We start from the raw sequence: 22,464 nt of genomic DNA on the forward strand, positions 1-22,464 counted from the left end.
GGTCGGGCCATGGACGTCGTGACGGTGCTTCTCACCCTTCTGCTCGGCCTGGCCCTCGGGGCCGCCGCCGCGGCTGCGCGGGGGCGGTCGCGCACCGCCGCGCTGGAGTCCGAGGCGCTCGCGGCCAGGGCCGAGCTCACGGCCGAACGCCGTCTCGCGGCGGAGCGTCTCACCGCGCTCGACGCCGACCACCGGCGCCTGACGGAGCAGTTCCGCGCGCTCGCGGCCGAGGCGCTCGCGAGCAACAACGAGCAGTTCCTCGCCCTCGCCGACCAGAGGCTCGCGGCGAGCCACCAGACCCAGGCCCACGAGCTGGCGCAGCGAGAGGAGGCGGTCCGCTCGCTCGTCGAGCCGATCGCACGTGTGCTCGACGAGGTCCGGGCCGGTCTCGGCACGTCCGAGCAGGCCCGCGCCGCGGCGGGCGCCGCGCTCCTGGAGCAGGTGCGTGCGATGCGCGAGACCTCGCAGGCGCTGCGCGACGAGACCGGGCGCCTCGTCAGCGCGCTCCGCTCGTCGCACGTGCGCGGCCGCTGGGGCGAGCTCCAGCTGCGCCGGGTGGTCGAGAGCGCCGGGATGCTCGAGCACGTCGACTTCGTCGAGCAGGCGAGCGTGCGTACCGACGACGGGCAGCAGCGGCCGGACATGGTCGTGCGGCTGAGCGGGGGCAAGCAGGTGGTCGTGGACGCCAAGGTCGCCTTCCTCGGCTACCTCGAGGCCGTGGAGGCGAGCGACGAGTCCGTGCGTCGCGAGCGGCTGCGGGCGCACGCGCGCCACCTGCGCACGCACGTCGACGAGCTCGCGGCGAAGCAGTACTGGGCGCAGTTCGCGCCCAGCCCCGAGTTCGTGGTGATGTTCGTCCCCGCCGAGCCCTTCCTGCACGCCGCCCTCGACACCGACCCGACGCTCTACGAGTACGCCATGGAGCGCAACGTGGTGCTCGCCACGCCCATGACGCTCGTCGCCCTGCTCCGCACGGTCGCGCACGGGTGGCGGCAGGAGGCGCTGGAGGCCAACGCCCAGCAGGTGCTGGACCTGGGCCGCGAGCTGCACGGCAGGCTCGCGACCCTCGGCGGTCACGTCAGCCGCCTGGGCAGGCAGCTCGACGGCGCGGTGCGCGCGTACAACGAGTCGGTGAGCACACTCGAGTCGCGCGTGCTCGTGAGCGCGCGACGCCTGACGGAGCTGCGGGTCACCGACACCGAGCTCGAGACCCCGCCGCAGGTGGACCGGGCCGCGCGACAGCTCCAGGCACCGGAGCTGGTGACGGTCGAACCTCGCTGAGATGCACCACCACCCCACGTGCTCGGCCAGGGACCGGTAGGCCCATGACACGAACGCCCGCAGGCCTGCGCCCATCGGCGTAGCGTGGACAAGGTCAACGACGACGCTGTCCCGCCACCGCGAGCAGCCCACCGCACCCTGGTCGCCCAGGGCCCTGCGCACTGCGGACGCGGCGACGCCTCGGCGCCGGCTCACCCTCGAGGGAGGCTGGAGATGAAGGCACTCGTCTACCACGGGCCCGGCCACAAGAGCTGGGACGACGTACCGGACCCCACCGTCCGGGCCCCGTCCGACGCCATCGTGCGCGTCGACACCACCACCATCTGCGGCACGGACCTGCACATCCTCAAGGGCGACGTACCAGCGGTCACACCCGGGCGCGTCCTCGGCCACGAGGGGGTCGGCACCGTCGTCGAGGTCGGGGCGGCCGTGACGCGGATCGCCGTGGGCGACCGTGTGATCATCTCGTGCATCAGCTCGTGCGGCTCGTGCGCGTACTGCCACGAGCAGCTCCCCGCCCACTGCCTCGACGACGAGGGCGCGCCGGGCATCGGTTGGATCCTCGGGCACCTCGTCGACGGAACGCAGGCGGAGCTGGTCCGGGTGCCGCACGCCGAGGGCTCGCTCCACCTCGTTCCCGACGGTGTCACCGACGAGGCCGCCGTGATGCTCAGCGACATCCTGCCCACGGGCTTCGAGATCGGCGTCCGCAACGGTCGTGTCGCCCCGGGCGACGTCGTCGCCGTGGTCGGGGCGGGCCCGGTCGGTCTCGCCGCGATCATGACGGCGGGCCTCTACGGCGCGTCGCGCGTGATCGCGGTCGACCTCGACGAGCACCGGGTGGGCCAGGCCCTCGAGTTCGGGGCCACCGACGGCGTGGCCGGCGGCGACGACGTCGTCCGCCGCGTGCTCGCCCTCACCGACGGGTTGGGCGTGGACACCGCGATCGAGGCGGTCGGGCTCCCCGAGACCTTCACGCTCGCGACCGAGCTGGTGCGGCCGGGCGGGACGGTCGCGAACGTCGGCGTGCACGGTCGTCCGGTCGAGCTCGCCCTCCAGGACCTCTGGATCAAGGACGTCGCGATCACCACGGGACTCGTCAGCGCGACCACGACGTCGATGCTGCTCAAGCTGGTCGCCCAGGGGCGCCTGTCGCCCGAGCGCTTCGCGAGCCACAGGTTCGCGCTCGACGACGTGCTGGACGCCTACGACACGTTCGGCCGTGCCGCGCAGACGCAGGCGCTCAAGGTCGTGCTCAGCCGCAGCTGACGTGACGGCGCGTGCGCCCGTCGGTCAGCGCGGGGTCACCTCGAGCGAACGGCGGGCGCCACGCTCGGGCCGGGCGGGCGCCTTGCCCGCGGCCTTGAGATCGGCGCGGAGCTCACGCGGCAGCGAGAACATCAGGTCCTCGGTCGCCGTGCGCACCTCCTCGACGTCCGCGAAGCCCATCGACGCGAGCGACTCGAGCACGTCGCGGACGAGGATCTCGGGAACCGAGGCGCCCGAGGTCACCCCGACCGTCGACGCGCCCTCGAACCACGCGGGGTCGAGCTCGGCCGCGCGGTCGATCCGGTACGACGTCCGCGCGCCCGCGTCGAGTGCGACCTCGACGAGCCGCACCGAGTTGGACGAGTTCGCCGACCCCACGACCACCACCACGTCGCACTCGGGCGCGAGCTTCTTGACCGCGACCTGACGGTTCTGGGTCGCGTAGCAGATGTCGTCGCTCGGCGGGTCCTGGAGGCTCGGGAAACGCTCCCGCAGGCGCCGCACGGTCTCCATCGTCTCGTCCACCGAGAGCGTGGTCTGCGAGAGCCAGACCACCTTCTCCGGGTCGCGCACCGTCACGTCGTCCACCGCGTCGGGCGAGTTGACCACCTGGATGTGCTCGGGTGCCTCACCTGCGGTGCCCTCGACCTCCTCGTGGCCGTCGTGCCCGATGAGGAGGATGTCGAAGTCGTCGCTCGCGAAGCGCACCGCCTCCTTGTGCACCTTGGTCACCAGGGGGCACGTCGCGTCGATCGTCTGGAGCGACCGCGCGGCGGCCGCCGCGTGCACCGCCGGGGAGACCCCGTGCGCCGAGAACACGACGCGTGCCCCCTCGGGCACCTCGTCGGTCTCCTCGACGAAGACGGCACCGCGCTCGGAGAGGGTCTCGACCACGAACTTGTTGTGGACGATCTCCTTGCGGACGTACACCGGTGGGCCGTAGTGCTCGAGCGCCTTCTCGACGGCGATCACCGCACGGTCGACCCCGGCGCAGTACCCGCGGGGGGCCGCGAGGAGCACGCGGCGGGTCGGGTTCTCGGCAGGAGCAGTCACCGTGTCAGTCTACGGGCGACCTCGCGCGGTCTCCCGTTCGCGGGCGGGCGTGCGCTGAGAGCGCAACCCGGCCCGGTGCGCACGGTGTCGCCGAGCGGTGGCAGGGTGGGCGCGTGAGCACCCCGGGTCGTACCGAGCCGCTGGCCGCACGCGCGCTCGAGACGACGCCGGCGAACCCCTGGCCCGTGCGCCACCTCTCGGCCCGCATCGCCGAGTACGTCCACCGCATGCCCGGGGTGTGGGTCGAGGGCCAGGTGGTCCAGCTCAACGTGCGCCCGGGCACGACGCTCGCCTTCCTGACCCTGCGCGACACGGACGCGGACGTCTCGCTCCCCGTGAGCACGCACGTGCGCGTGCTCGAGGCGGCCGACTCACCGGTGACCGAGGGCTCGCACGTCGTGGTGCACGTCACGCCGACGTTCTGGGCCAAGCGCGGCACGCTCCAGATGCAGGCCGACGCGATCCGCGCCGTCGGCGTCGGGGAGCTGCTCGCGCGGATCGAGCACCTCAAGCGCATCCTCGCGGCCGAGGGCCTGTTCGACGCCGACCGCAAGCGCCCCCTACCCTTCCTGCCCGCCGTGGTCGGCCTGGTGTGCGGCCGGCGCTCGAAGGCCGAGCACGACGTCGTGGTCAACGCCCGTGCCCGCTGGCCCCAGGTCGAGTTCGAGATCCGCGAGGTGGCGGTTCAGGGGACCGGGGCCGTCGCCGAGGTGCGGGCCGCACTCGCCGAGCTCGACCGCGACCCCCGGGTCGAGGTCATCGTCCTCGCCCGCGGTGGCGGCTCGGTCGAGGACCTGCTGCCCTTCAGCAACGAGGCGCTCGTGCGCGCGGTCGCCGCGTGCCGCACCCCCGTGGTGAGCGCCATCGGCCACGAGACGGACACCCCGCTCGTGGACCTCGTCGCCGACCACCGCGCTTCGACCCCCACCGACGCGGCCAAGCGCGTGGTGCCCGACGTGGGCGAGGAGCGTGCCGCGGTGCGTGCGGCCCGCGCGCGCATCCGTTCGTCGGTCACCCACGCCCTGCGGCGTGAGCAGGACGGCCTCGACGGTCTGCGCTCGCGGCCCGCACTCGCGCGGCCGCACACGCTCCTCGACGTCCATGCCGAGCACGTGACGAGGCTGCGCGTCGCCGCCGCGCGAGCCCTCACCGACGACGTCCGCGCCGGGACGGCCGAGGTCGCACGGCTCGCGGCACAGGTGCGCGCCCTCTCCCCCGCCGCGACGCTCGAGCGCGGGTACGCCGTCGTGCAGCGCGCGGCCGACGGCGCGGTGGTGCGCAGCCCTGCGGACGTCGCGCCCGGTGACGCGCTGCGGCTCCGGGTCGCGCACGGCGAGGTCGCCGCCACCGCGGTCGACGGCGAGGGGCCGGGTGCTCCCGCGCCCGACGCGTGACGGCGGGGCACGGTTTACTGGTCCCGTGCCCCGCAGCCAGAGCCCGTCCGACCGCGCCCCGAGCACCCCCGCCGGCGCGACCAGCACCGCCACGCACGACGACGCGGCCTCCCTGCCCGACGACGTCGCGGCGCTCAGCTACGAGGACGCGCGCGACGAGCTCGTGCGGGTGGTCGCCCGGCTCGAGGCGGGAGGCGAGACCCTCGAGGGCTCCCTCGCACTGTGGGAGCGTGGCGAGGCGCTCGCGACACGGTGCCAGCAGTGGCTGGACGGCGCTCGCGCCCGGCTCGACGCCGCACGGGGCACGGCGCCGGGACCCGGTGACGGCAGCCCCGCGAGCACCGCCGACGACGAGCAGGACGCCCCCGACGACGAGGAGCCCCGATGACCGAGCCGACGACCGACCCGGCCGCACCACCCCCGGCCGGCGAGCACGCCGCACCGTCGGGCCTCGTGGAGACAGAGCCGCGCCAGGGAGAGCTCACGCCCGCGGTCGAGGACTCACCCGAGGTCGCCGTCGACGCCTCCGAGCGCCGTGCCCTCGTGATCGGGGAGGCGCTGATCGACGTGGTGCACCGCGCGGACGGCGACGTCGCGGAGCACCCGGGCGGGAGCCCCGCCAACGTCGCGCTGGGTCTCGCCCGCCTCGGACGGGGCGTCGACCTGCTGACGTGGTTCGGCGAGGACCCGCACGGCGCGCTGCTGACGGAGCACCTCGAGGCCTCGGGCGTCACGATCGTCCCGGGGAGCGCGAGCGCGCCCCGGACGTCGGTGGCGACCGCCCACGTGGGGGTGGACGGTGTCGCGACCTACGAGTTCGACCTGTCGTGGCACGTGCCGGACCGCTGGACGTCGCCTCCGCAGCCGCCGCTGGTCGTCCACACGGGGTCGATCGCAGCCGTGCTCGAGCCCGGCGGTCCGGACGTCGCCGACGTGCTCGAGGCTCGACGCGCGTCGGCCACGATCACGTACGACCCGAACCTGCGGCCCTCGCTCATGCCACCACCCGAGCGCACGCGCCCCGTGGTCGAACGTCTGGTCGCGCTCGCCGACGTGGTCAAGGTCAGCGACGAGGACCTCGCGTGGCTCGAGCCGGACGAGCACCCGCTCGACGTGGCCCGGCGCTGGGCGACATCGGGTCCGGCGGCCGTGGTGGTGACCCGCGGCGGCGACGGGGCGACGGCGGTGCTCGCCACGGGCCACGAGGTCGACGTCGCGGCACCCGAGGTCGACGTGGCCGACACGGTGGGGGCGGGCGACTCCTTCATGGGCGGCCTGGTCGACGGGCTGTGGAGCGCCCACCTGCTCGGCTCCGACGCGCGCGCGGCCCTGCACGCGGCCGAGCCCGAGGTGTGGCAGCGGGTGCTCACGAGGTGCGCGAGGATCGCAGCGATCACCGTGAGCCGCGCGGGCGCGAACCCCCCCACCTCGTCGGAGGTCGACGCGTAGCCACCAGGCACGACGACGGCGCGGTCAGGACGCGCGGGCCTCGTCGCGGCCCTGGTCGTGCTCGCGGCGCTCGCGGGCCTGCGCACGCTCGAGCGCGGCCTTGCGGTCCTCCTCGTTCTCCTCGTCGATCGTGCGGGCCAGGTCGTCGTCGCGCGTGAGGTTCTCGCCGGTCTCAGGGTCGAAGACGAGCATGCGGGCCGGGTCGAACCAGAGATCGGCCGTGTCCCCGTCGCGCACACGGCTCTCCGAGCTCAGCGCGACGACCAGCTGGGTCCGCATCCCCTCGCCGTCGAGGTCGCGGTCGAGCTCCTCGAGCTTCGCGGCGACGTCGGGGTGGGTGTCGAACGGCACGTAGGCGTAGAGCTCGGAGCCGAGCCACTCGGTGACGTCGACGTCGGCCGAGAACCGCACGCCAGCGTCCTGCCCGTCGCGCAGCAGCGCGACGTCGCCGAAGTGGTCCGGCCGGATCCCCACGATGACGAGCGACCGCTCCCCGATCCGCTCGCGCAGCGTCGCGTCGAGCGGGACGTCCACGAAGGGCAGCCGCAGGCTGTCGCCCTCGACCTGGCCCGGCAGGAAGTTCATGGGCGGCGAGCCGATGAAGCCCGCCACGAAGAGGTTCACCGGCTGCTCGTAGAGCCCGCGCGGGCTCGCGACCTGCTGGAGCTCACCCTTCTTGAGCACCGCGACCCTGTCGCCGAGGGTCATGGCCTCGGTCTGGTCGTGCGTCACGTAGACGGTCGTGGTGCCGAGCTTGCGCTGCATGCGCGCGATCTCGGTGCGCATCTGCCCGCGCAGCTTGGCGTCGAGGTTCGACAACGGCTCGTCGAACAGGAAGGCCTCGGCCTCGCGCACGATCGCCCGGCCCATCGCGACGCGCTGCCGCTGCCCGCCCGAGAGGTTGGCGGGCTTGCGGTCGAGGTGCTCGCGCAGCTCGAGCGTGTCCGCCGCGAGGTTGACCTTGCGGTCGATCTCCTCGTCGCTGTACTGCCCCTTGGTCAGCCGCAGGGGGAACGCGATGTTCTCGTAGACCGTGAGGTGCGGGTACAGCGCGTAGTTCTGGAACACCATCGCGAGGTGGCGGTCGCGCGGCGCCTTGTCGTTGACGCGCTCGCCACCGATCTGGAGGTCGCCGTCGGTGATGTCCTCGAGCCCGACGATCATCCGCAGCAGCGTCGACTTCCCGCAGCCGGACGGACCCACCAGGATCACGAACTCGCCGTCGGCGATGTCGAGGCTCACCCCTTTGACGGCCTTGAAGCCGTCGCCGTACTCCTTGACGATGTCGCGCAGGACGATGGAGGCCATGGGTCTCTCTCCTCGGTGGTGGGCGCTCAGCCCTTGACGGCGCCCTGGGTGAGGCCGGACACGATCTGACGCTGGAAGAGCAGCACGAGCACCACGACGGGCACCGTGACGACGACGGCCGCGGCCGAGATCGAGCCCGTGGGCTCCTCGAACTGGGACGCCCCGGTGAAGAACGCCAGGGCCGCGGGCACCGGCCGTGCGGCCTCGGTCGACGTCAGCGAGATGCCGTAGACGAAGTCGTTCCACGCGATGAAGAACGCGATGAGGGCGGTGGTGAAGACCCCGGGCGCCGCGAGCGGCACGATCGCCTTGCGGAACGCCTGCCAGCTCGTGGCTCCGTCCACCTGCGCGGCCTGCTCGAGCTCCCAGGGGATCTGCCGGAAGAACGCCGCGAGCGTCCAGATCGAGATGGGCAGCGTGAGCGACAGGTACGGGATGATCAGGCCCGCCCACGTGTCGTACAGGCCGATGCTGCGCCACAGGTTGAACAGCGGCGTGACGATCGAGATCACCGGGAAGATCGAGACGCCGAGCGCCGCGGTGAGGATCAGCCGCTTGCCCGGGAAGTCGAGGCGGGCGATCGCGTACGCGGCGAGGGTCGCGAGCACGACGGCGATCGCGGTCGCGATCAGCGAGATGCCGATCGAGTTCCGCAGGGCCGAGAGGAACAGGTCCTGCGCCCCGCCCACGAGGATCTGCTCGTAGTTGGTGGTGGTCCAGCTGCTGGGCAGGAACCTGCCCGAGGTGAGCTCGCTCGGGAGCTTGAAGCTCGTCGCGAAGACCGACGCCACGGGGAACAGCGCGTACACCAGCACGAGCACGGTGATGACGCCCCACCCGACCTTCTGCCGACCGCTCAGCGCGCCCATCACTTCTCCCCCCTCGCCCCGGCAAGGTCCACCTTGAAGAGCTTGATCGCGATGAAGCAGATGCCCAGCACGCACAGGAACAGCAGCACCGAGATGGCCGACCCCATGCCGATCTCCAGGCGGGTGATGGCCTGCCGGTAGGCGAGCAGCGAGAGCACCTCGGTGCCGTTGGCCCCGTTGGTCATCACGAACACGTTGTCGAAGATGCGGAACGCGTCGAGCGCCCGGAAGAGCACCGCGACCATGATCGCGGCCTTCATGTTGGGGATGATCACGCGGCGCAGCACCTGCCACCACGTGGCGCCGTCGACCTTGGCCGCCTCCTCGAGCTCACCCGGCACCTGCGCGAGACCGGCCAGCAGCAGCAGCGAGATGAACGGCGTGGTCTTCCAGATCTCCGACGCCATGATCACGAAGAGGCTCGTGCCCTGGCCCGCGAACCAGTTGAGGTTCTCGTCGATGCCGGGCACCCAGTCGAACCACGAGTTGATGAAGCCCGAGCTGATGTCGAACGCGTAGAACCACGCGAACGCCGAGACCACGGTGATGATCCCGTAGGGCACGAGGATCGCGGTGCGCAGCAACCCCCGCAGCTGGGTGACGGCGCGGTGCATGACGAGCGCGAGGGCGAACCCGAGCACCAGCTCGACGAGCACGGTGACGATCATGATGAGGGTGGTCACCCACATCGCGCTCCAGAAGACGCCGTCGGACAGCACCACCGCGTAGTTGCCGAACCCCACGAACTCACGCTCGCCGGGGGCGGTGAGCCGGAAGCGGAAGAGCGACTCGTAGACCGCCTGGAGGATCGGGTAGGCCGTGACCGCGAGCATCACGACGAACGCCGGGCCGGCCAGGTACCAGCCGAGGCGCGCCTCCGCTCGCGTACGGTCGCTGCGCGCCTTGCGGTTGCGCCGTTCCTGCTCGGCCCCGGCACGGACGGTCTCGCTCCCCTGCGCGGGGGCCACGTCGGCACTCACAGCAGTCGCTCCCCTCGCAGCACGGCGGTGATGAGCTCGGCGGAGCGGGCCGGCGTCGTCTGCGGGTCCACGGCCGACGGCGGGTGCCACGTCTCCTGCAGCCCGGCGGAGACCTCGTTGTAGTAGGGCGTCTGCGGACGCGGGGCCGCCTGCTCGAGCGAGGCGCGGATGAGGTCGGCCATGGGGAAGGCCTCCTGCACGGCCTCGTCCTCGTAGGCCTCGGTCGACGACGGCGGGTTCCCGTCGGAGGCGAAGTACTCGGCCTGGTGGACCGGGTCGACGATGCACTCGGCGGCCTCGAACGCGAGGTCCGTGTGCTCCGAGAACGCCCCGACCCCGAGGTTGATGCCGCCGTACGGCGGCCGGGCGTCGGTGCCCTCGGTGACCTGCGGGTACAGCGCCCAGCCGATGTCGTCGATGACCTCCTGGTCGAGCGTCCCGGCCTCGACGGCCGCGAGCATCGCGGGCCACACGAACGGCCAGTTGACCATGAACGAGCCGTCGTCCCCCTGGAAGAGCGCGAAGGACGCGTTCTCGTCGGCCGTCGGCAGCCCGGCACCGCCCAGGCCCCGGTCACCGATCTCGGCGATGATCCGCGCGGCCTCACGCCCCTCCTCGGTGTCGAGGCCGAGCTCGACCTCGGACGCCTCGGCCTCGGGGTCGACGATGATGTCGCCGCCCGCGGAGGTGATGAGCGCGTTGATCCAGACGGTGAGCGACTCGGCCTTCGTCCCCTGGACCGCGAGGAGCTTGTCCTGCTCGGCGGCGACCTCGATGAGCTGGTCCCAGGTGAACGGCTGCTCGGGGTCGAGGCCTGCCTCCTCGACCACGGACGTGCGGTACCAGAGCAGCTGCGTGTTGGCCCAGAACGGGATGGTGACGAGCTCGTCCTTCCACGTGGCCCCCGCGAGCGCACCCTCGACGACCCCTTCGCTCACGCGCTCGGCGACGTCGTCGGGCACGTCGGCCAGGAAGCCGGGCTCGGCGAGCTCGGGGATGAAGGGGGGGTCGAGGCTCATCAGGTCGATCGACGCGTCCCGGGCCGCGAGCCTGCGGGCGAGCTGCTCGCGCTGGGCGCTCGCCTCACGCGGGAGCACCGAGATCTCGATCCGGTAGGCGCCGTCGGCGGCCTCGGTGCACTGGCCGGCGATGCGCTCCTGGCCGCCCGCGTCGGGGTTCGTGTACCAGGTGAGCACGGGCACCTCGGACGACGAGCCGCACGCCGTCAGACCGAGAGCCAGCCCGAGCGCGCCCGCGGTGGTGGCTGCCGCCCATCTGCGTCGTCGCACCGGACCCCCCGTGGTCGTCGGGCCTGCCGGCCGTGCGGCCGGACGTCCCTGGGTCATGGGTACACCGGGCCCCGACGGGCCGCCACCGGAACGCCGAGGCCCCGCACGACCCCGGCCCGGCGCCCGGTCCCCGGGACGGCCGGGCGGCCGCGCCGCCGACCTGCCACGATGGCCCCATGCCGCACCGGATGACCCCCGCCCAGGCCTGGTCCGCACTCGTCGCCGGCAACGACAGGTTCGTGCGCGGCGAGATGGAGCACCCCGCCCAGGGCGTCGAGGACCGCACCCAGCTGTCGGTCGCGCAGAACCCCTTCGCGGTGGTGTTCGGCTGCTCCGACTCACGCGTCGCGGCCGAGATCGTGTTCGACCGCGGCCTGGGTGACCTGTTCGTCGTCCGCACGGCGGGGCACGTGGTCGACACCACGGTGCTCGGCTCGATCGAGTTCGGCGTCGAGGTGCTGGGCGCACCGCTCGTGGTGGTGCTCGGGCACGACTCGTGCGGCGCCGTCGGTGCCGCCGCGAACGCGCTGGCGACGGGCACCCTGCCGAGCGGGTTCGTGCGCGCGGTCGTCGACCGGGTGATCCCGAGCATCGTCCACCTGCCCACGGACGACGACGCCGCGCCGGGGGCGGGCGGCGCCTCCGCTCCGCTGGCGCTCACCCCCGAGGTGCTGGGCCGCGAGCACGTGCGCCACACGGTCCGCATGCTGCAGAGCTACTCGGCCGGGCTCGCGGCGGCCGTCGCCGAGGGCCGCTGCGCCGTCGTGGGCGTCGAGTACGCCCTCGCCGAGGGTCGTGCGCGACTCGTCGAGCACGCGGGTGCGATCGACGTCTGACCTCGGTCCCACCCTTCCGGCCGACCGTCGCCGGCCTGGCAGGATGGACGTCATGAACGACGACGTCGCGCGCAGCCAGCACGCCCCCGAGAGGTTCCGGATCGAGCACGACACGATGGGGGACGTCCTCGTCCCCGCGGATGCGCTGTACCGGGCGCAGACGCAGCGTGCCGTCGAGAACTTCCCGATCTCCGGGACGCGTCTCGAGCGCGGCCACATCGAGGCCCTCGCCCGCATCAAGAAGGCCGCGGCGCGCGCCAACGCCGAGCTGGGCGTGCTCGAGCAGGACCTCGCGGACGCGATCGCGGCGGCGGCCGACGAGGTCGTCTCAGGTGCGCACGACGAGCACTTCCCCGTCGACGTCTTCCAGACCGGTTCGGGCACCTCGTCGAACATGAACACCAACGAGGTGCTGGCGACGCTCGCGACCCGCCGGCTGGGCCGCGACGTCCACCCGAACGACCACGTCAACGCCTCGCAGTCGTCCAACGACGTGTTCCCCACGTCGGTGCACGTCGCCGCGACCGCCGGGGTGGTCCGGGACCTGGTGCCCGCGCTCGAGCACCTCGCGGGTGCCCTCGAGGCGAAGTCGGCCGAGTACGCCGAGGTGGTCAAGTCCGGCCGCACGCACCTCATGGATGCGACGCCCGTGACCCTCGGGCAGGAGTTCGGCGGCTATGCGGCCGCCATCCGGTACGGCGTCGAGCGTCTGCGCGCGGCGCTCCCGCGCACGGCCGAGGTCCCCCTCGGCGGCACGGCCGTGGGCACGGGGATCAACACGCCCGCAGGCTTCTCCCAGCGGGTCATCGAGCTGCTCGCGCAGGACACGGGTCTGCCCGTGACGGAGGCCCGCGACCACTTCGAGGCGCAGTCGGCGCGCGACGGGCTGGTCGAGCTCTCGGGGATGCTCCGGACGATCGCGGTGAGCCTGACCAAGATCTGCAACGACCTGCGCTGGATGGGCTCGGGCCCCAACACCGGGCTCGGCGAGATCGCGATCCCCGACCTCCAGCCCGGCTCGTCGATCATGCCCGGCAAGGTCAACCCGGTGGTCCCGGAGGCGGTGCTCATGGTCGCGGCTCGCGTCGTCGGCAACGACGCGACGGTCGCGTGGGCCGGCGCGAGCGGGTCGTTCGAGCTCAACGTGCAGATCCCGGTGATCGCCCAGGGCGTGCTCGAGTCGATCCGTCTGCTGTCCAACGCCTCGCGCGTGCTGGCGGACCGCACCGTCGCGGGCATCACGGCCAACGTCGACCGCGCCCGGGCCCTCGCGGAGTCCTCGCCGTCGATCGTCACGCCGCTCAACCGCGTGATCGGCTACGAGGCCGCGGCCAAGGTCGCCAAGCACGCCGTCGCGCACGGCGTGACGGTGCGCCAGGCCGTGCTCGACCTCGGCTTCGTCGAGCGCGGCGAGGTCACCGAGGAGCAGCTCGACACGGCCCTCGACGTGCTCGCCATGACGCGGCCACCCCAGGCCTGAGAGGTCGGACGGCGCTGCGTCGGGACCGGCGCGCTCCGGCCCCGACGCAGCCGCCCACGCCTACTGCTCGATGCCCTCGAGCATCTCGGTGACGAGCGCCGCGACCGGTGAGCGCTCCGAGCGCGTGAGCGTGACGTGGGCGAACAGCGGGTGGCCCTTGAGGGCCTCGATCACTGCCGCGACGCCGTCGTGCCGGCCCACGCGCAGGTTGTCCCGCTGCGCGACGTCGTGGGTCAGGACCACGCGCGAGCTCTGACCGATGCGCGAGAGCACGGTGAGCAGCACGTTGCGCTCGAGCGACTGGGCCTCGTCGACGATCACGAACGCGTCGTGGAGGGACCGTCCGCGGATGTGGGTCAGGGGCAGCACCTCGAGCATGCCGCGGTCGATGACCTCCTCGACCACCTCGGTCGAGACGAGCGCGCCGAGCGTGTCGAAGACGGCCTGCGCCCAGGGGTTCATCTTCTCGTTCTCGGACCCGGGCAGGTAGCCCAGGTCCTGGCCGCCGACGGCGTACAGCGGGCGGAACACCATCACCTTGCGGTGCTGGCGGCGCTCGAGCACCGCTTCGAGCCCGGCGCACAGCGCGAGCGCGGACTTCCCCGTGCCGGCGCGGCCGCCGAGGGAGACGATACCCACCTCCTCGTCGAGCAGCAGGTCGATCGCGATGCGCTGCTCGGCGCTGCGGCCGTGCACGCCGAAGACGTCCTGGTCGCCACGCACCACCCGCAGCTGCTTGTCGGCGGTGATCCGCGCGAGCGCCGACCCGCGCGGCGACGTCACGACCACGCCGGTGTGGCACAGGGCCGGGCCCGGGTCCTGCCCGGCGAGGTCGAGGTCGGCGAGCTCGAGGCTCCCCTGGTCCCACAGCTGGGCCATGCGCTCCTCGGCGAGCTGGAGCTCGGTCATGCCGGTCCAGCCCGAGTCCACCGCGAGCTCGGCCCGGTACTCCTCGGCGGCGAGGCCCACCGCCGACGCCTTGACGCGCATCGGCAGGTCCTTCGAGACGAGCGTGACGGTGTGGCCCTCGTCGGCGAGGTTCTTCGCGACCGCGAGGATCCGGGTGTCGTTGTCCCCGAGCCGGAACCCGGCGGGCAGCACCTGCGGGTCGACGTGGTTGAGCTCGACCCGCAGCGTGCCACCGGCGTCGCCCACCGGCACAGCCGTGTCGAGGCGGCCGTGCTGCACGCGCAGGTCGTCCAGCATCCGCAGGGCCGAGCGCGCGAAGTAGCCGAGCTCGGCGTGGTGGCGCTTGGCCTCGAGCTCGGTGATCACCACGACGGGCAGCACCACGTGGTGCTCGGCGAAGCGGAGGATCGCGCGCGGGTCGGACAGCAGCACCGAGGTGTCGAGCACGTACGTGCGCGGGGAGCCACCGCTCGGGTCGGGCTGGGTGCGCGTGGTGGTGTCGGACGTCATGACCACGGTGGCTCCTCGGGCGCCTCAGCGCCGCTCGGGCCGCCTCGTGCCGGCGCGCTGCCGGACCTCGGCGACGGGGTGGGGGCGGTCGACCGGCCGTGGGGCCGGGGACCGGCCCTCCTCCCGGAGCGGATGCTCCATGGGCTGGCCTCCCGTGGACGACGTGTGTCGTCCGTCACTTCGGACCGTACGCGCGGCCGGCGACGGCGGCGTCAAGCGACACGCCACGTCACGGGATGTTCACCGGGGTGGTGGACGCCGCACGTCAACGGCCGAGGCGTCGCTCCCGGGCCGCGTACGAGCGCAGCGCGCGCAGGAAGTCGACCCGGCGGAAGTCGGGCCAGTAGGCCTCGCAGAAGTAGAACTCGCTGTGCGCGCTCTGCCACAGCAGGAACCCCCCCAGACGCTGCTCGCCCGACGTGCGGATCACGAGGTCCGGGTCCGGCTGTCCCTTGGTGTAGAGGTGCTCCGCGATGTGGTCGACGTCGAAGGTGTCGGGAAGCTCGGCGAGCGTGCCCGCCTCGGCGTGCGCGCGGAGCAGCGAGCGCACCGCGTCGGCGATCTCCTGGCGCCCGCCGTAACCCACGGCGACGTTGACGTGCATCCCCTGGACGCCCGCGGTGCGTCGCTCGGCCTCGCGCAGGTCCTCCGCGGCGGCCGCGGGGAGCAGCTCGAGCGCCCCCATCACCTGCAGGCGCCAGCGTCCGGTCGCGGCCAGCCGCGCGACGGCGTCGCAGATGATCCTGACGAGCTCGTCGAGCTCCTCGGGGTCGCGGCTGAGGTTGTCGGTCGAGAGCATCCACAGCGTGACGACCTCGACGCCGACCTCCTCGCTCCAGCCCAGCAGGTCCGCGATCTTGTCGGCTCCGCGCTGGTGCCCGGTCGAGGCGTCGGCCCCCAGGCTGCGCGCCCAGCGACGGTTGCCGTCGAGGATCACCCCGATGTGGCGCGGCACGGCCCCGGCCGGGAGCGACGCGGCGAGCCGACGCTCGTACAACCCGTAGAGCGGGTGCGGCAGACGCATGCAGCTTCCTCGCAGGTGGGACGGGCGGGTGGGACCGGCTGAGCGGGGATCACGCTACAGCGCGGCGACCGCGCCCGGTGAGCGGACCTGTCGTCTCACACGTGACGTGCACGCGTCCCGCACACGCCCGGGTGGTCCCTACGCAGGTGTAACCTACGCATCCGTAGGTACGTACTGGTGACGACGAGGAGCGACGTGGTCGAGCAGCTCGGTGAGGCCGTCAAGCCTCGCCTGCGCGGGTGGATCCACGCCGGCATGGCGCCCCTCGTGGTCGTGGCCTCGGTGGTCCTCGTCGCGACCTCGCCGGGGACCACGGCCAAGGTCTCGACGGCCGTGTTCGGCGTCTCCGCGATCCTCCTGTTCGGCACCAGCGCCGTCTACCACCGCGGCACCTGGTCACCCCGCGTGGCCGGGGTGCTGCGCCGGCTCGACCACACGAACATCTTCCTGATCATCGCGGGGACGTACACACCGCTCGCGATGCTGCTGCTGCCGTGGCCGGTGCACCGCAACCTGCTCGTGGTCGTGTGGACCGGCGCGCTCGCGGGGCTCCTCGCACGCGTCTTCTGGCTCGGCGCACCCCGGTGGCTCTACGTCCCGATCTACATCGCCCTCGGCTGGGTCGCGGTCTGGTTCCTGCCCGACTTCTGGCGCTCGGGCGGGCCGGGGATCGTCTGGCTCGTGGCCGCCGGGGGTCTCGCGTACACGCTCGGCGCCGTCGTCTACGGCACCAAGCGCCCCAACCCGAGCCCGCGCTGGTTCGGGTTCCACGAGATCTTCCACGTGTTCACCGTCGTGGGCTTCGTCTGCCACTACGTCGCAGTGGTGCTCGCGGCACACGCCTGACCGCGCGGCCTGCCCGCCCGAGGGCAGTCGCAGGGTCATCCGCCGGAACCCGTCGCGAGCGCGAGGACGAGCGCGGTCGCGCACACCGCGACCAGGACGACGTCGTGCCGGCCCGGACGACCGACCTCCCCCTCCGGCCCAGGACGTCGCCACACCGTGCGCGCACCGCGCGGAAGTGCCCCGAGGGCGCGGCTCTCGAGCGCGACCGCGACCCGCTCGGCCCGTCGGATGCTCGTCGCGAGGAGGGCGAACGTGGCGGTCGCGAGGCTGCGCACGTCCCGCGCCGGCTCGCGCGAGCCGTCGGCTCGTGCCGGTCGGCGTACGGCGTGCGCGCGTCGGATCGTCATCCACTCGGCAGGCAGGTCGTCGAGCATGCGGTGGGCCGCGAGCGCGGCGCACGTGACGCGCACGGGCAGCCTGGCCACCAGGTGGAGCGAGGTCAGGAGCCGCCCCGGGTCGACCACCGCGAGGAAGGCGACGGCGCACGTGCCGACGAGCAGCGTGCGCACCGCGAGGGCCGCCCCCATCGCGAGACCCGTGTCGGTCACCGCGAGCGGCCCGAGGGACGCGACGACCGCGCCGTCCCTGGTCACGGCGTTGACGAGCACGAGGCTCGCACCGAACGAGACGAACGGGAGCTGGGCGAGGAGGAGCCGCCGCGGCCCGAGCCCCGTGAGGGTCAGCACGGCGAGCACCGCGAGGCACCACAGCACGAGCAGGGGCACGACGGCGTAGGTGCGCACGAGCACCAGCGGCACGGCGACGACCACGGCGAGCAGCACCGCGGGCTCGGTGCGCGCGAGCCACGGGACGGCACCGGGCGGGCGACCGTCGGGCACGCCGACGACGCCGGTGGTCGTCGGCGCGCTCATGAGGTCACCGCCGCCGACGGCGCCGCAGGCTCGCGCAGGCCGACCTGGGCCAGCAGGTCCGGGTCGAGCAGGTCCACGCCGCCGTCGGCCACGACACGCCCCTGCGAGAGCACCACCACGCGGTCCGCGACCGCTGCCGCGAGCGTGAGGTCGTGGGTCGCCATCACGACGGCGGTGCCCTCGGCCGCGAGCCCGTCCAGCAGCTCGACGAGCCGGACCACCTGCACGGCGTCGAGCCCGGCCGTCGGCTCGTCGAGCGCGAGCACGCGGCGGCCGAGCGCGACCATCGCTGCGACGGACAGCCGACGCTGCTGACCTCCGGACAGCCGGAACGGGTCGGCGTGCGCGTGCTCGGCGAGGTCGGTGCGGTCGAGCAGGTCCGTGCGCCCGCCCACCTCGGCGACCACGGACCTGCGCAGCAGCTGGTGCTCCGGCCGCTGGAACACCATCGCGACGTCTCCGGCCCCCTCGGGCGTCGAGCCGCGCAGCAGGCCCGACAGGCCGAGGAGGAGCGAGGACTTCCCGCTCCCGTTGGGGCCCAGCAGCACCGTCACCTCACCTGCGCGCAGGTCGAGGTCGACCCCCGAGACGACGGTGCGCCCGTGCTGGGAGAACGACGCGCCTCGGAGCCGCAGCGCCACCGGGCCGGAACCGCGCCGGGTGCGCACGGGCGGCGCGGTGCGTCCGGGCAGCGCCGTCCGCAGACCGCCGCTCCCGTCGAGCTCGAGCACGCGGTCGGGTGACCACCCCGCCGCCGCGAGCCCGGCGTCGAGCCCGTGCCCCACCAGCAGCGTGGTCCGTCCGCGACCGTGCCGGCCGAGCAGCCGCAGCACGCGCGCCGCGGCCACCGGGTCCAGCATCGAGGTGGGCTCGTCGAGCAGCAGCACGGCCGGGTCCGCGACGAGCACGGCCGCGAGCGCGACGCGCTGCTGCTCGCCGCCGCTGAGGGTCGACACGCGCCGGTGCGCGAGGTGCTCGGCGTCCACGTCCGCGAGCGCACGCCGCACCCGCGGCCCGATCTCCGCGGCGGGCACCCCGCGGTTCTCGAGCGGGAGGGCGACCTCGTCGAGCACGACCGGCAGGCACGTGTTCGACGCCGGGTCCTGGCCGAGGCGCCCGACCTCGAGGGCGAGTCGCGCCACGGGCTCCGTGCGCGGGTCGTGACCCCGCACGCGCACCTGCCCGGTCACCCGGGCGTGCACGCTCTGCGGCACCACCCCGCTCAGGGTGTTCAGCAGGGTCGACTTGCCCCCGCCCGAGGCGCCCGAGCAGAGCACGTGCTCACCCTCCTCGAGCTCGAGACCCACATCGAGCAGCGTGGGGGCGGGGCGTCGCGGGAAGTGGACGCCGAGGCCGCTCGCCGTGACCTCAGCCTCGGGCACGAGGTTCCTCGGTCCCACGGACGCCCGGGGTCAGGACGTCCCCCGAGGAGGACGCCGCGGGCGGCGGGCCGCCCGGCGCGTCAGCGCTCTCCGCCTCCGCGAGCGCACGGCCGGGCGCGAGGTCGTCGAGCACGCCCGTGCGCATCAACGCGCCGGCGAGCACCTTGGCGAGCACCCCGGTGAGCACGAGCCCGCTCACGAGCTGCAGCACGATGCGCAGCACGAGCAGGTCCTGGTGCCACCAGTCGTACAGCGTGCCGGCCCACACGAAGTTCGCGGTCACCGCGCCCACGCCGGAGAGGAGGAAGGTGGGCCAGCCGTAGCGGCGATAGCGCGTCACGGCGAACGCGAGCTCGGCACCACCGCCCTGGACGAGGCCCGCGATGAGCAGCATGGGCCCCGCCGGGGACCCGAGGAAGGCGAACTCGACGAACGCGGCGGCGATCTCGGCGACGATCCCCGCACCGGGCCGTCGGACGATGAAGACCGCGAGCGGCGCCACGACGATCCAGCCGCCCATGAGGGCGTTCTGCGCGAGGTCGCCGAGCGGGCCCATGAGCACCTGGAGCCCGCCCCACGCCTGGACGAGCACCCAGTAGAGGAAGCCGAACACCACCGCGAGCACGGCGAGCACGACGATGTCGCGCAGCGCCCACGACGCGCGCCTCATCGCGCACGCTCCGCGGCCGTGGGGCTGCCCACGCTGACGGTCGCGTGCGCCGCGACGTGCGCGACGCGCCGCCCGACGACGGTCCAGGTGTCGACGAGCGTGCCGAGCACCTGCGACAGGTCGCCGTCCAGCCTGGTGGCGAAGTTCTCGGGGCCTCCCCAGGTGCCGGCCTTCTGCGCGAGCCCGATCGCCTCGGCGATGGGGCCCATCGCGTCGGTGGTGCCGAGCGGGTAGAGCGCCCAGTGGGCCGCGGCCGCCACGCCCGTGGGGTCGAGGTCGACCGGGGCGACCTCGACGAGCTCACCCGCGGGCAGGTCGCAGCCCACCTCGCCCGGGCAGCCGCGCGAGAACGCGAGGGTCGCGACCACATGGCCCGACGGCGTCGCCGCCGCGGCCGCCGTGATGGCGGCGCGCAGGAACTCGGCGATCTGCTGCTCGGGCCCGCGCAGCAACGACGAGACGTCGTCGGTCCGCACCTCGACGTCGGGCGCCGCCGCGCGAGCCGCCGCGAGCGCGCCGAGGATCACGGGGACGAACTCGTCGGCGGCCGGGTGGAGCGTGAAGCGCGCGCCCACGCCCATCCGTACGTGGTCGGGGGCACCGGGCTGCCTGGCCGCGGGGTGCACGGCAGGTGCGGGGCAGGTCGACGCCGTGCCGTCCGCCGCGGTGCCCGCGGGGGGCGCCGCCTCTCGTGGTGTCGTGCTCGTCATGGGTCCGCCTCTCGAGGGTGCTCGGACCCCCGGACAGCACGGCACCCGGTCGACGACCGGAACCCGGTGCGACCGGTCGCGACCGGCAGCACCGCGGTGCCTCGCCCAGCTCCCTACGCCGGTGTGAACCGGATCAGGTTCCACGGGTCAGTGGCTCGACCTTGCGGTCCGACCACAATCTCAGCGCGTCAGCGCCCCCCGGGGGCTTGTCACCACGACCCTACGCGTCCCGAGACATCCCATGTCAAGGGGCACCCACGTCCGCGGACGGCGCGCTCCACCGAGAAGGGTCGCTCAGCCCCGGGGGACGACCGCGTAGCGGCGGTTCACGAGCGACGGGTTGCGCTCGCGGACGGCCGCGACCTCCGCGGGCTCGACGGATGCGATCGCGGCCCCACCCGACCCTCGAGCCAGCACGACACCGAGCGGGTCCACCACGAGGCTGTCCCCGGCCACACCAGGGCCCTGCTGCGCTGCGCCGAGCACGTACGCGCAGCTCTCGATCGCACGCGCGCGCAGCAACGTCTCCCACTGGTCCGCCTTGTGCGGACCGGCCGCCCATGCGGCCGGCACGGCGAGCACGGTCGCGCCGGCGTCGACCAGCCGACGGGCGGACTCGGGAAACCGCAGGTCGTAGCAGGTCATCACCCCCACCCGGAGTCCGTCGAGGTCGACGACGAGCGGCGCGGCCGCCGGGTCGCCCGCGACGAGCCGGTCCGACTCGCGCTGCCCGAACGCGTCGTAGAGGTGCACCTTCGCGTAGGTGCCGAGCAGGGCGCCGTCCGCCCCGACGGCCACCACCAGGTTCGCGGCGAGGTCACCGGCGGGCACCACGGTGCCGGCGAGCACCGTGGTCCGCGTCTGCGTCGCGACCGCCCGCAACGCGGAGACGAACGGGCCGTCGAGCGGCTCGGCGTGCTCGACCCCGACCCCCCGGGGGTCGAAGCGGGCCGCGTACTCGGGCAGCACCACGAGCTGCGCGCCCTCGTCGGCGGCCCGGCGCACCGACCCGACGGCGTGCTCGCGGGCGACCCGCGGATCGTCGCCCGAGCCGAGGCCGACCGCGGCGACCCGCATCAGCGACCGCGCCCCGCGTCCTCGTCGCCGACGCCGCCGTCACCCGGGCCGCCGTCGCGCGGTCCGGGCGCGCGCTGGGAGTCGGTGCCGCCCTCAGCCCTCTCCTCACCGTCGTCGTCGCGGTCCGGCGCACGGTGGTCGACACCGCGCAGCTTGCCGGACATCGAGCGGAAGAGCGGGATGCACGCGAGCACCATCGCGAAGACCACGAGAAAGCCCAGCAGCCCCGGGCTCACGTCGAGCGGCTCGAGCCCGGGCCGCAGCTCGTCCTCGACCTCTGCGAGCACGCCGAGGGCGGCCAGCGCCGGCACGGCAGTCACCGCTCGTCCTCGGGGTGGATGCCCGCGAAGAGGTCGTCCTCGGGCAGGTGGGTGGGCACGTGCGAGTGCGCGAGCTCGTACTCCTCGACCGGCCAGACGTCGGCCTCGAGGTCACGCGGCACCGCGAAGAAGAACCCCTCGGGGTCGATCTGCGTCGCGTGCGCGACGAGCGCGGCGTCCCGGGCCGCGAAGTGGTCGGCGCAGTGGATGCGCGTGGTGACCTCGCGCTCCGGGACCTCGCGCATGGCGCGGGACTCGATCCAGTCGCCGAAGGGCGACTCGAGGCCCGCCGCCACGACGGCCTCGTGGACCGTGCGGATGCGGTTCAACGAGAAGTCGTGGTTGTAGTAGAGCTTGAGCGGCTGCCACGGCTCACCCTGCCCGCGGTAGCGGTCGGCGTCACCCGCCGCAGCGAACGCCTCGGCCGCGACCTTGTGGCACATGATGTGGTCGGGGTGCGGGTAGCCGCCCGTCGGGTCGTACGTCGTGATCACGTGCGGTCGGAACTCGCGCACGAGGCGCACCAGCGGCGCTGCTGCCTCCTCGAGCGGCACGAGTGCGAAGCAGCCCTCGGGCAGCGGCGGCAGCGGGTCCCCCTCGGGCAGGCCCGAGTCCACGAACCCGAGCCAGTGCTGACGCACGCCGAGGGCGGCGGCCGCCGCTGCCATCTCCTCGCGACGCACCTGCGCCATCTCCTCGGGGGTGTCCGGCGCGTGCGGGTAGCGCGGGTTGAGGATGCTGCCCCGCTCACCGCCCGTGCAGGTCACCACCAGTACGTCGACGCCCTCGGCCGCGTAGCGCGCCGTGGTCGCCGCGCCCTTGCTCGACTCGTCGTCCGGGTGCGCGTGCACCGCCATCAGCCGAAGCCCCTCGCGCCGCAGCGGCGCGCCTGAGTCGCCCACGTCTCTCCTCCGTCGTCCGCGCCGCCGGGCGGCG

General features: G+C 73.7%; 22 protein-coding genes and 1 riboswitch. Of the genes, 8 read left to right on the forward strand and 14 right to left on the reverse strand.

Going from position 1 to position 22,464, the window contains the following annotated elements; all coding sequences use genetic code 11:
* Positions 1-9: 9 nt before the first annotated feature.
* Entirely contained in the window at positions 10-1,281 is a 1,272-nt protein-coding gene (locus GXB85_RS09325) for a DNA recombination protein RmuC (protein WP_161917374.1), read from the forward strand.
* Between the two features lie 213 nt (positions 1,282-1,494).
* The gene (locus tag GXB85_RS09330) at positions 1,495-2,550 is read left to right on the forward strand and encodes a zinc-dependent alcohol dehydrogenase family protein (protein ID WP_161917375.1); all 1,056 of its coding nucleotides are present in this window, start codon (positions 1,495-1,497) and stop codon (positions 2,548-2,550) included.
* 24 nt (positions 2,551-2,574) lie between these two features.
* Here GXB85_RS09330 and GXB85_RS09335 read toward each other — a convergent pair whose 3' ends face one another.
* Entirely contained in the window at positions 2,575-3,603 is a 1,029-nt protein-coding gene (locus GXB85_RS09335) for a 4-hydroxy-3-methylbut-2-enyl diphosphate reductase (RefSeq protein WP_161917376.1), read from the reverse strand.
* Between the two features lie 113 nt (positions 3,604-3,716).
* On the opposite strand from GXB85_RS09335, the gene xseA reads away from it, so the two are divergent.
* The 3 genes from xseA to GXB85_RS09350 are packed head-to-tail and all read left to right on the forward strand — an operon-like array spanning position 3,717 to position 6,446.
* Positions 3,717-4,997, forward strand: a complete 1,281-nt coding sequence (gene xseA, locus GXB85_RS09340; RefSeq protein ID WP_161917377.1) for an exodeoxyribonuclease VII large subunit — start codon at positions 3,717-3,719, stop codon at positions 4,995-4,997.
* 25 nt (positions 4,998-5,022) lie between these two features.
* Positions 5,023-5,385, forward strand: coding sequence for an exodeoxyribonuclease VII small subunit (locus GXB85_RS09345; protein WP_370524121.1), 363 nt, complete (start codon positions 5,023-5,025; stop codon positions 5,383-5,385).
* Positions 5,382-6,446 (forward strand): carbohydrate kinase, encoded by a 1,065-nt coding sequence (locus tag GXB85_RS09350; protein ID WP_161917378.1) that lies wholly within the window; start codon positions 5,382-5,384, stop codon positions 6,444-6,446. The genes GXB85_RS09345 and GXB85_RS09350 overlap by 4 nt, the downstream gene beginning before the upstream one ends.
* A 24-nt stretch (positions 6,447-6,470) precedes the next feature.
* On the opposite strand, the gene GXB85_RS09355 is transcribed toward GXB85_RS09350, so the two are convergent.
* The 4 genes from GXB85_RS09355 to GXB85_RS09370 are packed head-to-tail and all read right to left on the reverse strand — an operon-like array spanning position 6,471 to position 10,892.
* A complete protein-coding gene (locus GXB85_RS09355; RefSeq protein ID WP_161917379.1) occupies positions 6,471-7,754 on the reverse strand; it encodes an ABC transporter ATP-binding protein in 1,284 nt (427 codons plus the stop codon).
* Positions 7,755-7,780: 26 nt separating this feature from the next.
* Positions 7,781-8,623: a carbohydrate ABC transporter permease gene (locus tag GXB85_RS09360; protein WP_161917380.1), complete on the reverse strand. Its 843-nt coding sequence runs from the start codon at positions 8,621-8,623 to the stop codon at positions 7,781-7,783.
* Positions 8,623-9,603 (reverse strand): carbohydrate ABC transporter permease, encoded by a 981-nt coding sequence (locus GXB85_RS09365; protein WP_370524123.1) that lies wholly within the window; start codon positions 9,601-9,603, stop codon positions 8,623-8,625. Before GXB85_RS09365 ends, GXB85_RS09360 begins: the two co-directional genes overlap by 1 nt.
* Entirely contained in the window at positions 9,600-10,892 is a 1,293-nt protein-coding gene (locus GXB85_RS09370; protein WP_370524124.1) for an extracellular solute-binding protein, read from the reverse strand. The genes GXB85_RS09365 and GXB85_RS09370 overlap by 4 nt, the downstream gene beginning before the upstream one ends.
* Before the next feature lie 176 nt (positions 10,893-11,068).
* On the opposite strand from GXB85_RS09370, the gene GXB85_RS09375 reads away from it, so the two are divergent.
* Positions 11,069-11,728 (forward strand): carbonic anhydrase, encoded by a 660-nt coding sequence (locus tag GXB85_RS09375; RefSeq protein ID WP_161917382.1) that lies wholly within the window; start codon positions 11,069-11,071, stop codon positions 11,726-11,728.
* Positions 11,729-11,780: 52 nt separating this feature from the next.
* On the forward strand, positions 11,781-13,208 hold the full coding sequence (locus tag GXB85_RS09380; protein WP_161917383.1) for an aspartate ammonia-lyase: 1,428 nt from the start codon (positions 11,781-11,783) through the stop codon (positions 13,206-13,208).
* Positions 13,209-13,268: 60 nt separating this feature from the next.
* On the opposite strand, the gene GXB85_RS09385 is transcribed toward GXB85_RS09380, so the two are convergent.
* Both GXB85_RS09385 and GXB85_RS09390 read right to left on the reverse strand, forming a co-directional pair.
* A complete protein-coding gene (locus GXB85_RS09385; protein WP_161917384.1) occupies positions 13,269-14,627 on the reverse strand; it encodes a PhoH family protein in 1,359 nt (452 codons plus the stop codon).
* A gap of 265 nt (positions 14,628-14,892) precedes the next feature.
* Complete coding sequence (locus tag GXB85_RS09390) at positions 14,893-15,651, reverse strand: isoprenyl transferase (RefSeq protein WP_161917385.1); 759 nt, start codon at positions 15,649-15,651, stop codon at positions 14,893-14,895.
* Positions 15,652-15,828: 177 nt separating this feature from the next.
* On the opposite strand from GXB85_RS09390, the gene GXB85_RS09395 reads away from it, so the two are divergent.
* Entirely contained in the window at positions 15,829-16,497 is a 669-nt protein-coding gene (locus GXB85_RS09395; protein ID WP_370524125.1) for a hemolysin III family protein, read from the forward strand.
* A 35-nt stretch (positions 16,498-16,532) separates the two neighbouring features.
* Here GXB85_RS09395 and GXB85_RS09400 read toward each other — a convergent pair whose 3' ends face one another.
* The 7 genes from GXB85_RS09400 to mca form a co-directional block, all read right to left on the reverse strand.
* Positions 16,533-17,369, reverse strand: a complete 837-nt coding sequence (locus GXB85_RS09400; protein ID WP_161917386.1) for an energy-coupling factor transporter transmembrane protein EcfT — start codon at positions 17,367-17,369, stop codon at positions 16,533-16,535.
* Complete coding sequence (locus GXB85_RS09405; protein ID WP_161917387.1) at positions 17,366-18,751, reverse strand: ABC transporter ATP-binding protein; 1,386 nt, start codon at positions 18,749-18,751, stop codon at positions 17,366-17,368. Before GXB85_RS09405 ends, GXB85_RS09400 begins: the two co-directional genes overlap by 4 nt.
* Positions 18,738-19,421: an ECF transporter S component gene (locus tag GXB85_RS09410; RefSeq protein ID WP_161917388.1), complete on the reverse strand. Its 684-nt coding sequence runs from the start codon at positions 19,419-19,421 to the stop codon at positions 18,738-18,740. The genes GXB85_RS09405 and GXB85_RS09410 overlap by 14 nt, the downstream gene beginning before the upstream one ends.
* Positions 19,418-20,131 (reverse strand): YkoF family thiamine/hydroxymethylpyrimidine-binding protein, encoded by a 714-nt coding sequence (locus tag GXB85_RS09415; RefSeq protein ID WP_161917389.1) that lies wholly within the window; start codon positions 20,129-20,131, stop codon positions 19,418-19,420. Before GXB85_RS09415 ends, GXB85_RS09410 begins: the two co-directional genes overlap by 4 nt.
* 91 nt (positions 20,132-20,222) lie before the next feature.
* Positions 20,223-20,342, reverse strand: a riboswitch (TPP riboswitch).
* 83 nt (positions 20,343-20,425) lie between these two features.
* Positions 20,426-21,208: a carbon-nitrogen hydrolase family protein gene (locus tag GXB85_RS09420; RefSeq protein WP_161917390.1), complete on the reverse strand. Its 783-nt coding sequence runs from the start codon at positions 21,206-21,208 to the stop codon at positions 20,426-20,428.
* Positions 21,208-21,528: a hypothetical protein gene (locus GXB85_RS09425; protein WP_161917391.1), complete on the reverse strand. Its 321-nt coding sequence runs from the start codon at positions 21,526-21,528 to the stop codon at positions 21,208-21,210. The genes GXB85_RS09420 and GXB85_RS09425 overlap by 1 nt, the downstream gene beginning before the upstream one ends.
* Positions 21,525-22,385, reverse strand: coding sequence for a mycothiol conjugate amidase Mca (gene mca / locus GXB85_RS09430; RefSeq protein WP_161917430.1), 861 nt, complete (start codon positions 22,383-22,385; stop codon positions 21,525-21,527). The genes GXB85_RS09425 and mca overlap by 4 nt, the downstream gene beginning before the upstream one ends.
* Between the last annotated feature and the right edge of the window lie 79 nt (positions 22,386-22,464).

Source organism: Cellulomonas sp. APG4, assembly GCF_009996735.1.
Taxonomy (GTDB): Bacteria; Actinomycetota; Actinomycetes; order Actinomycetales; family Cellulomonadaceae; genus Actinotalea.

Coding starts and splice junctions, on each gene's coding strand:
- GXB85_RS09325 (WP_161917374.1), top strand. CDS start 10: ATGGACGTCGTGACGGTGCTTCTCACCCTTCTGCTCGGCCTGGCCCTC.
- GXB85_RS09330 (WP_161917375.1), top strand. CDS start 1,495: ATGAAGGCACTCGTCTACCACGGGCCCGGCCACAAGAGCTGGGACGAC.
- GXB85_RS09350 (WP_161917378.1), top strand. CDS start 5,382: ATGACCGAGCCGACGACCGACCCGGCCGCACCACCCCCGGCCGGCGAG.
- GXB85_RS09355 (WP_161917379.1), bottom strand. CDS start 7,754: ATGGCCTCCATCGTCCTGCGCGACATCGTCAAGGAGTACGGCGACGGC.
- GXB85_RS09360 (WP_161917380.1), bottom strand. CDS start 8,623: ATGGGCGCGCTGAGCGGTCGGCAGAAGGTCGGGTGGGGCGTCATCACC.
- GXB85_RS09375 (WP_161917382.1), top strand. CDS start 11,069: ATGCCGCACCGGATGACCCCCGCCCAGGCCTGGTCCGCACTCGTCGCC.
- GXB85_RS09380 (WP_161917383.1), top strand. CDS start 11,781: ATGAACGACGACGTCGCGCGCAGCCAGCACGCCCCCGAGAGGTTCCGG.
- GXB85_RS09385 (WP_161917384.1), bottom strand. CDS start 14,627: ATGACGTCCGACACCACCACGCGCACCCAGCCCGACCCGAGCGGTGGC.
- GXB85_RS09390 (WP_161917385.1), bottom strand. CDS start 15,651: ATGCGTCTGCCGCACCCGCTCTACGGGTTGTACGAGCGTCGGCTCGCC.
- GXB85_RS09400 (WP_161917386.1), bottom strand. CDS start 17,369: ATGAGCGCGCCGACGACCACCGGCGTCGTCGGCGTGCCCGACGGTCGC.
- GXB85_RS09410 (WP_161917388.1), bottom strand. CDS start 19,421: ATGAGGCGCGCGTCGTGGGCGCTGCGCGACATCGTCGTGCTCGCCGTG.
- GXB85_RS09415 (WP_161917389.1), bottom strand. CDS start 20,131: ATGACGAGCACGACACCACGAGAGGCGGCGCCCCCCGCGGGCACCGCG.
- GXB85_RS09420 (WP_161917390.1), bottom strand. CDS start 21,208: ATGCGGGTCGCCGCGGTCGGCCTCGGCTCGGGCGACGATCCGCGGGTC.
- mca (WP_161917430.1), bottom strand. CDS start 22,385: ATGGCGGTGCACGCGCACCCGGACGACGAGTCGAGCAAGGGCGCGGCG.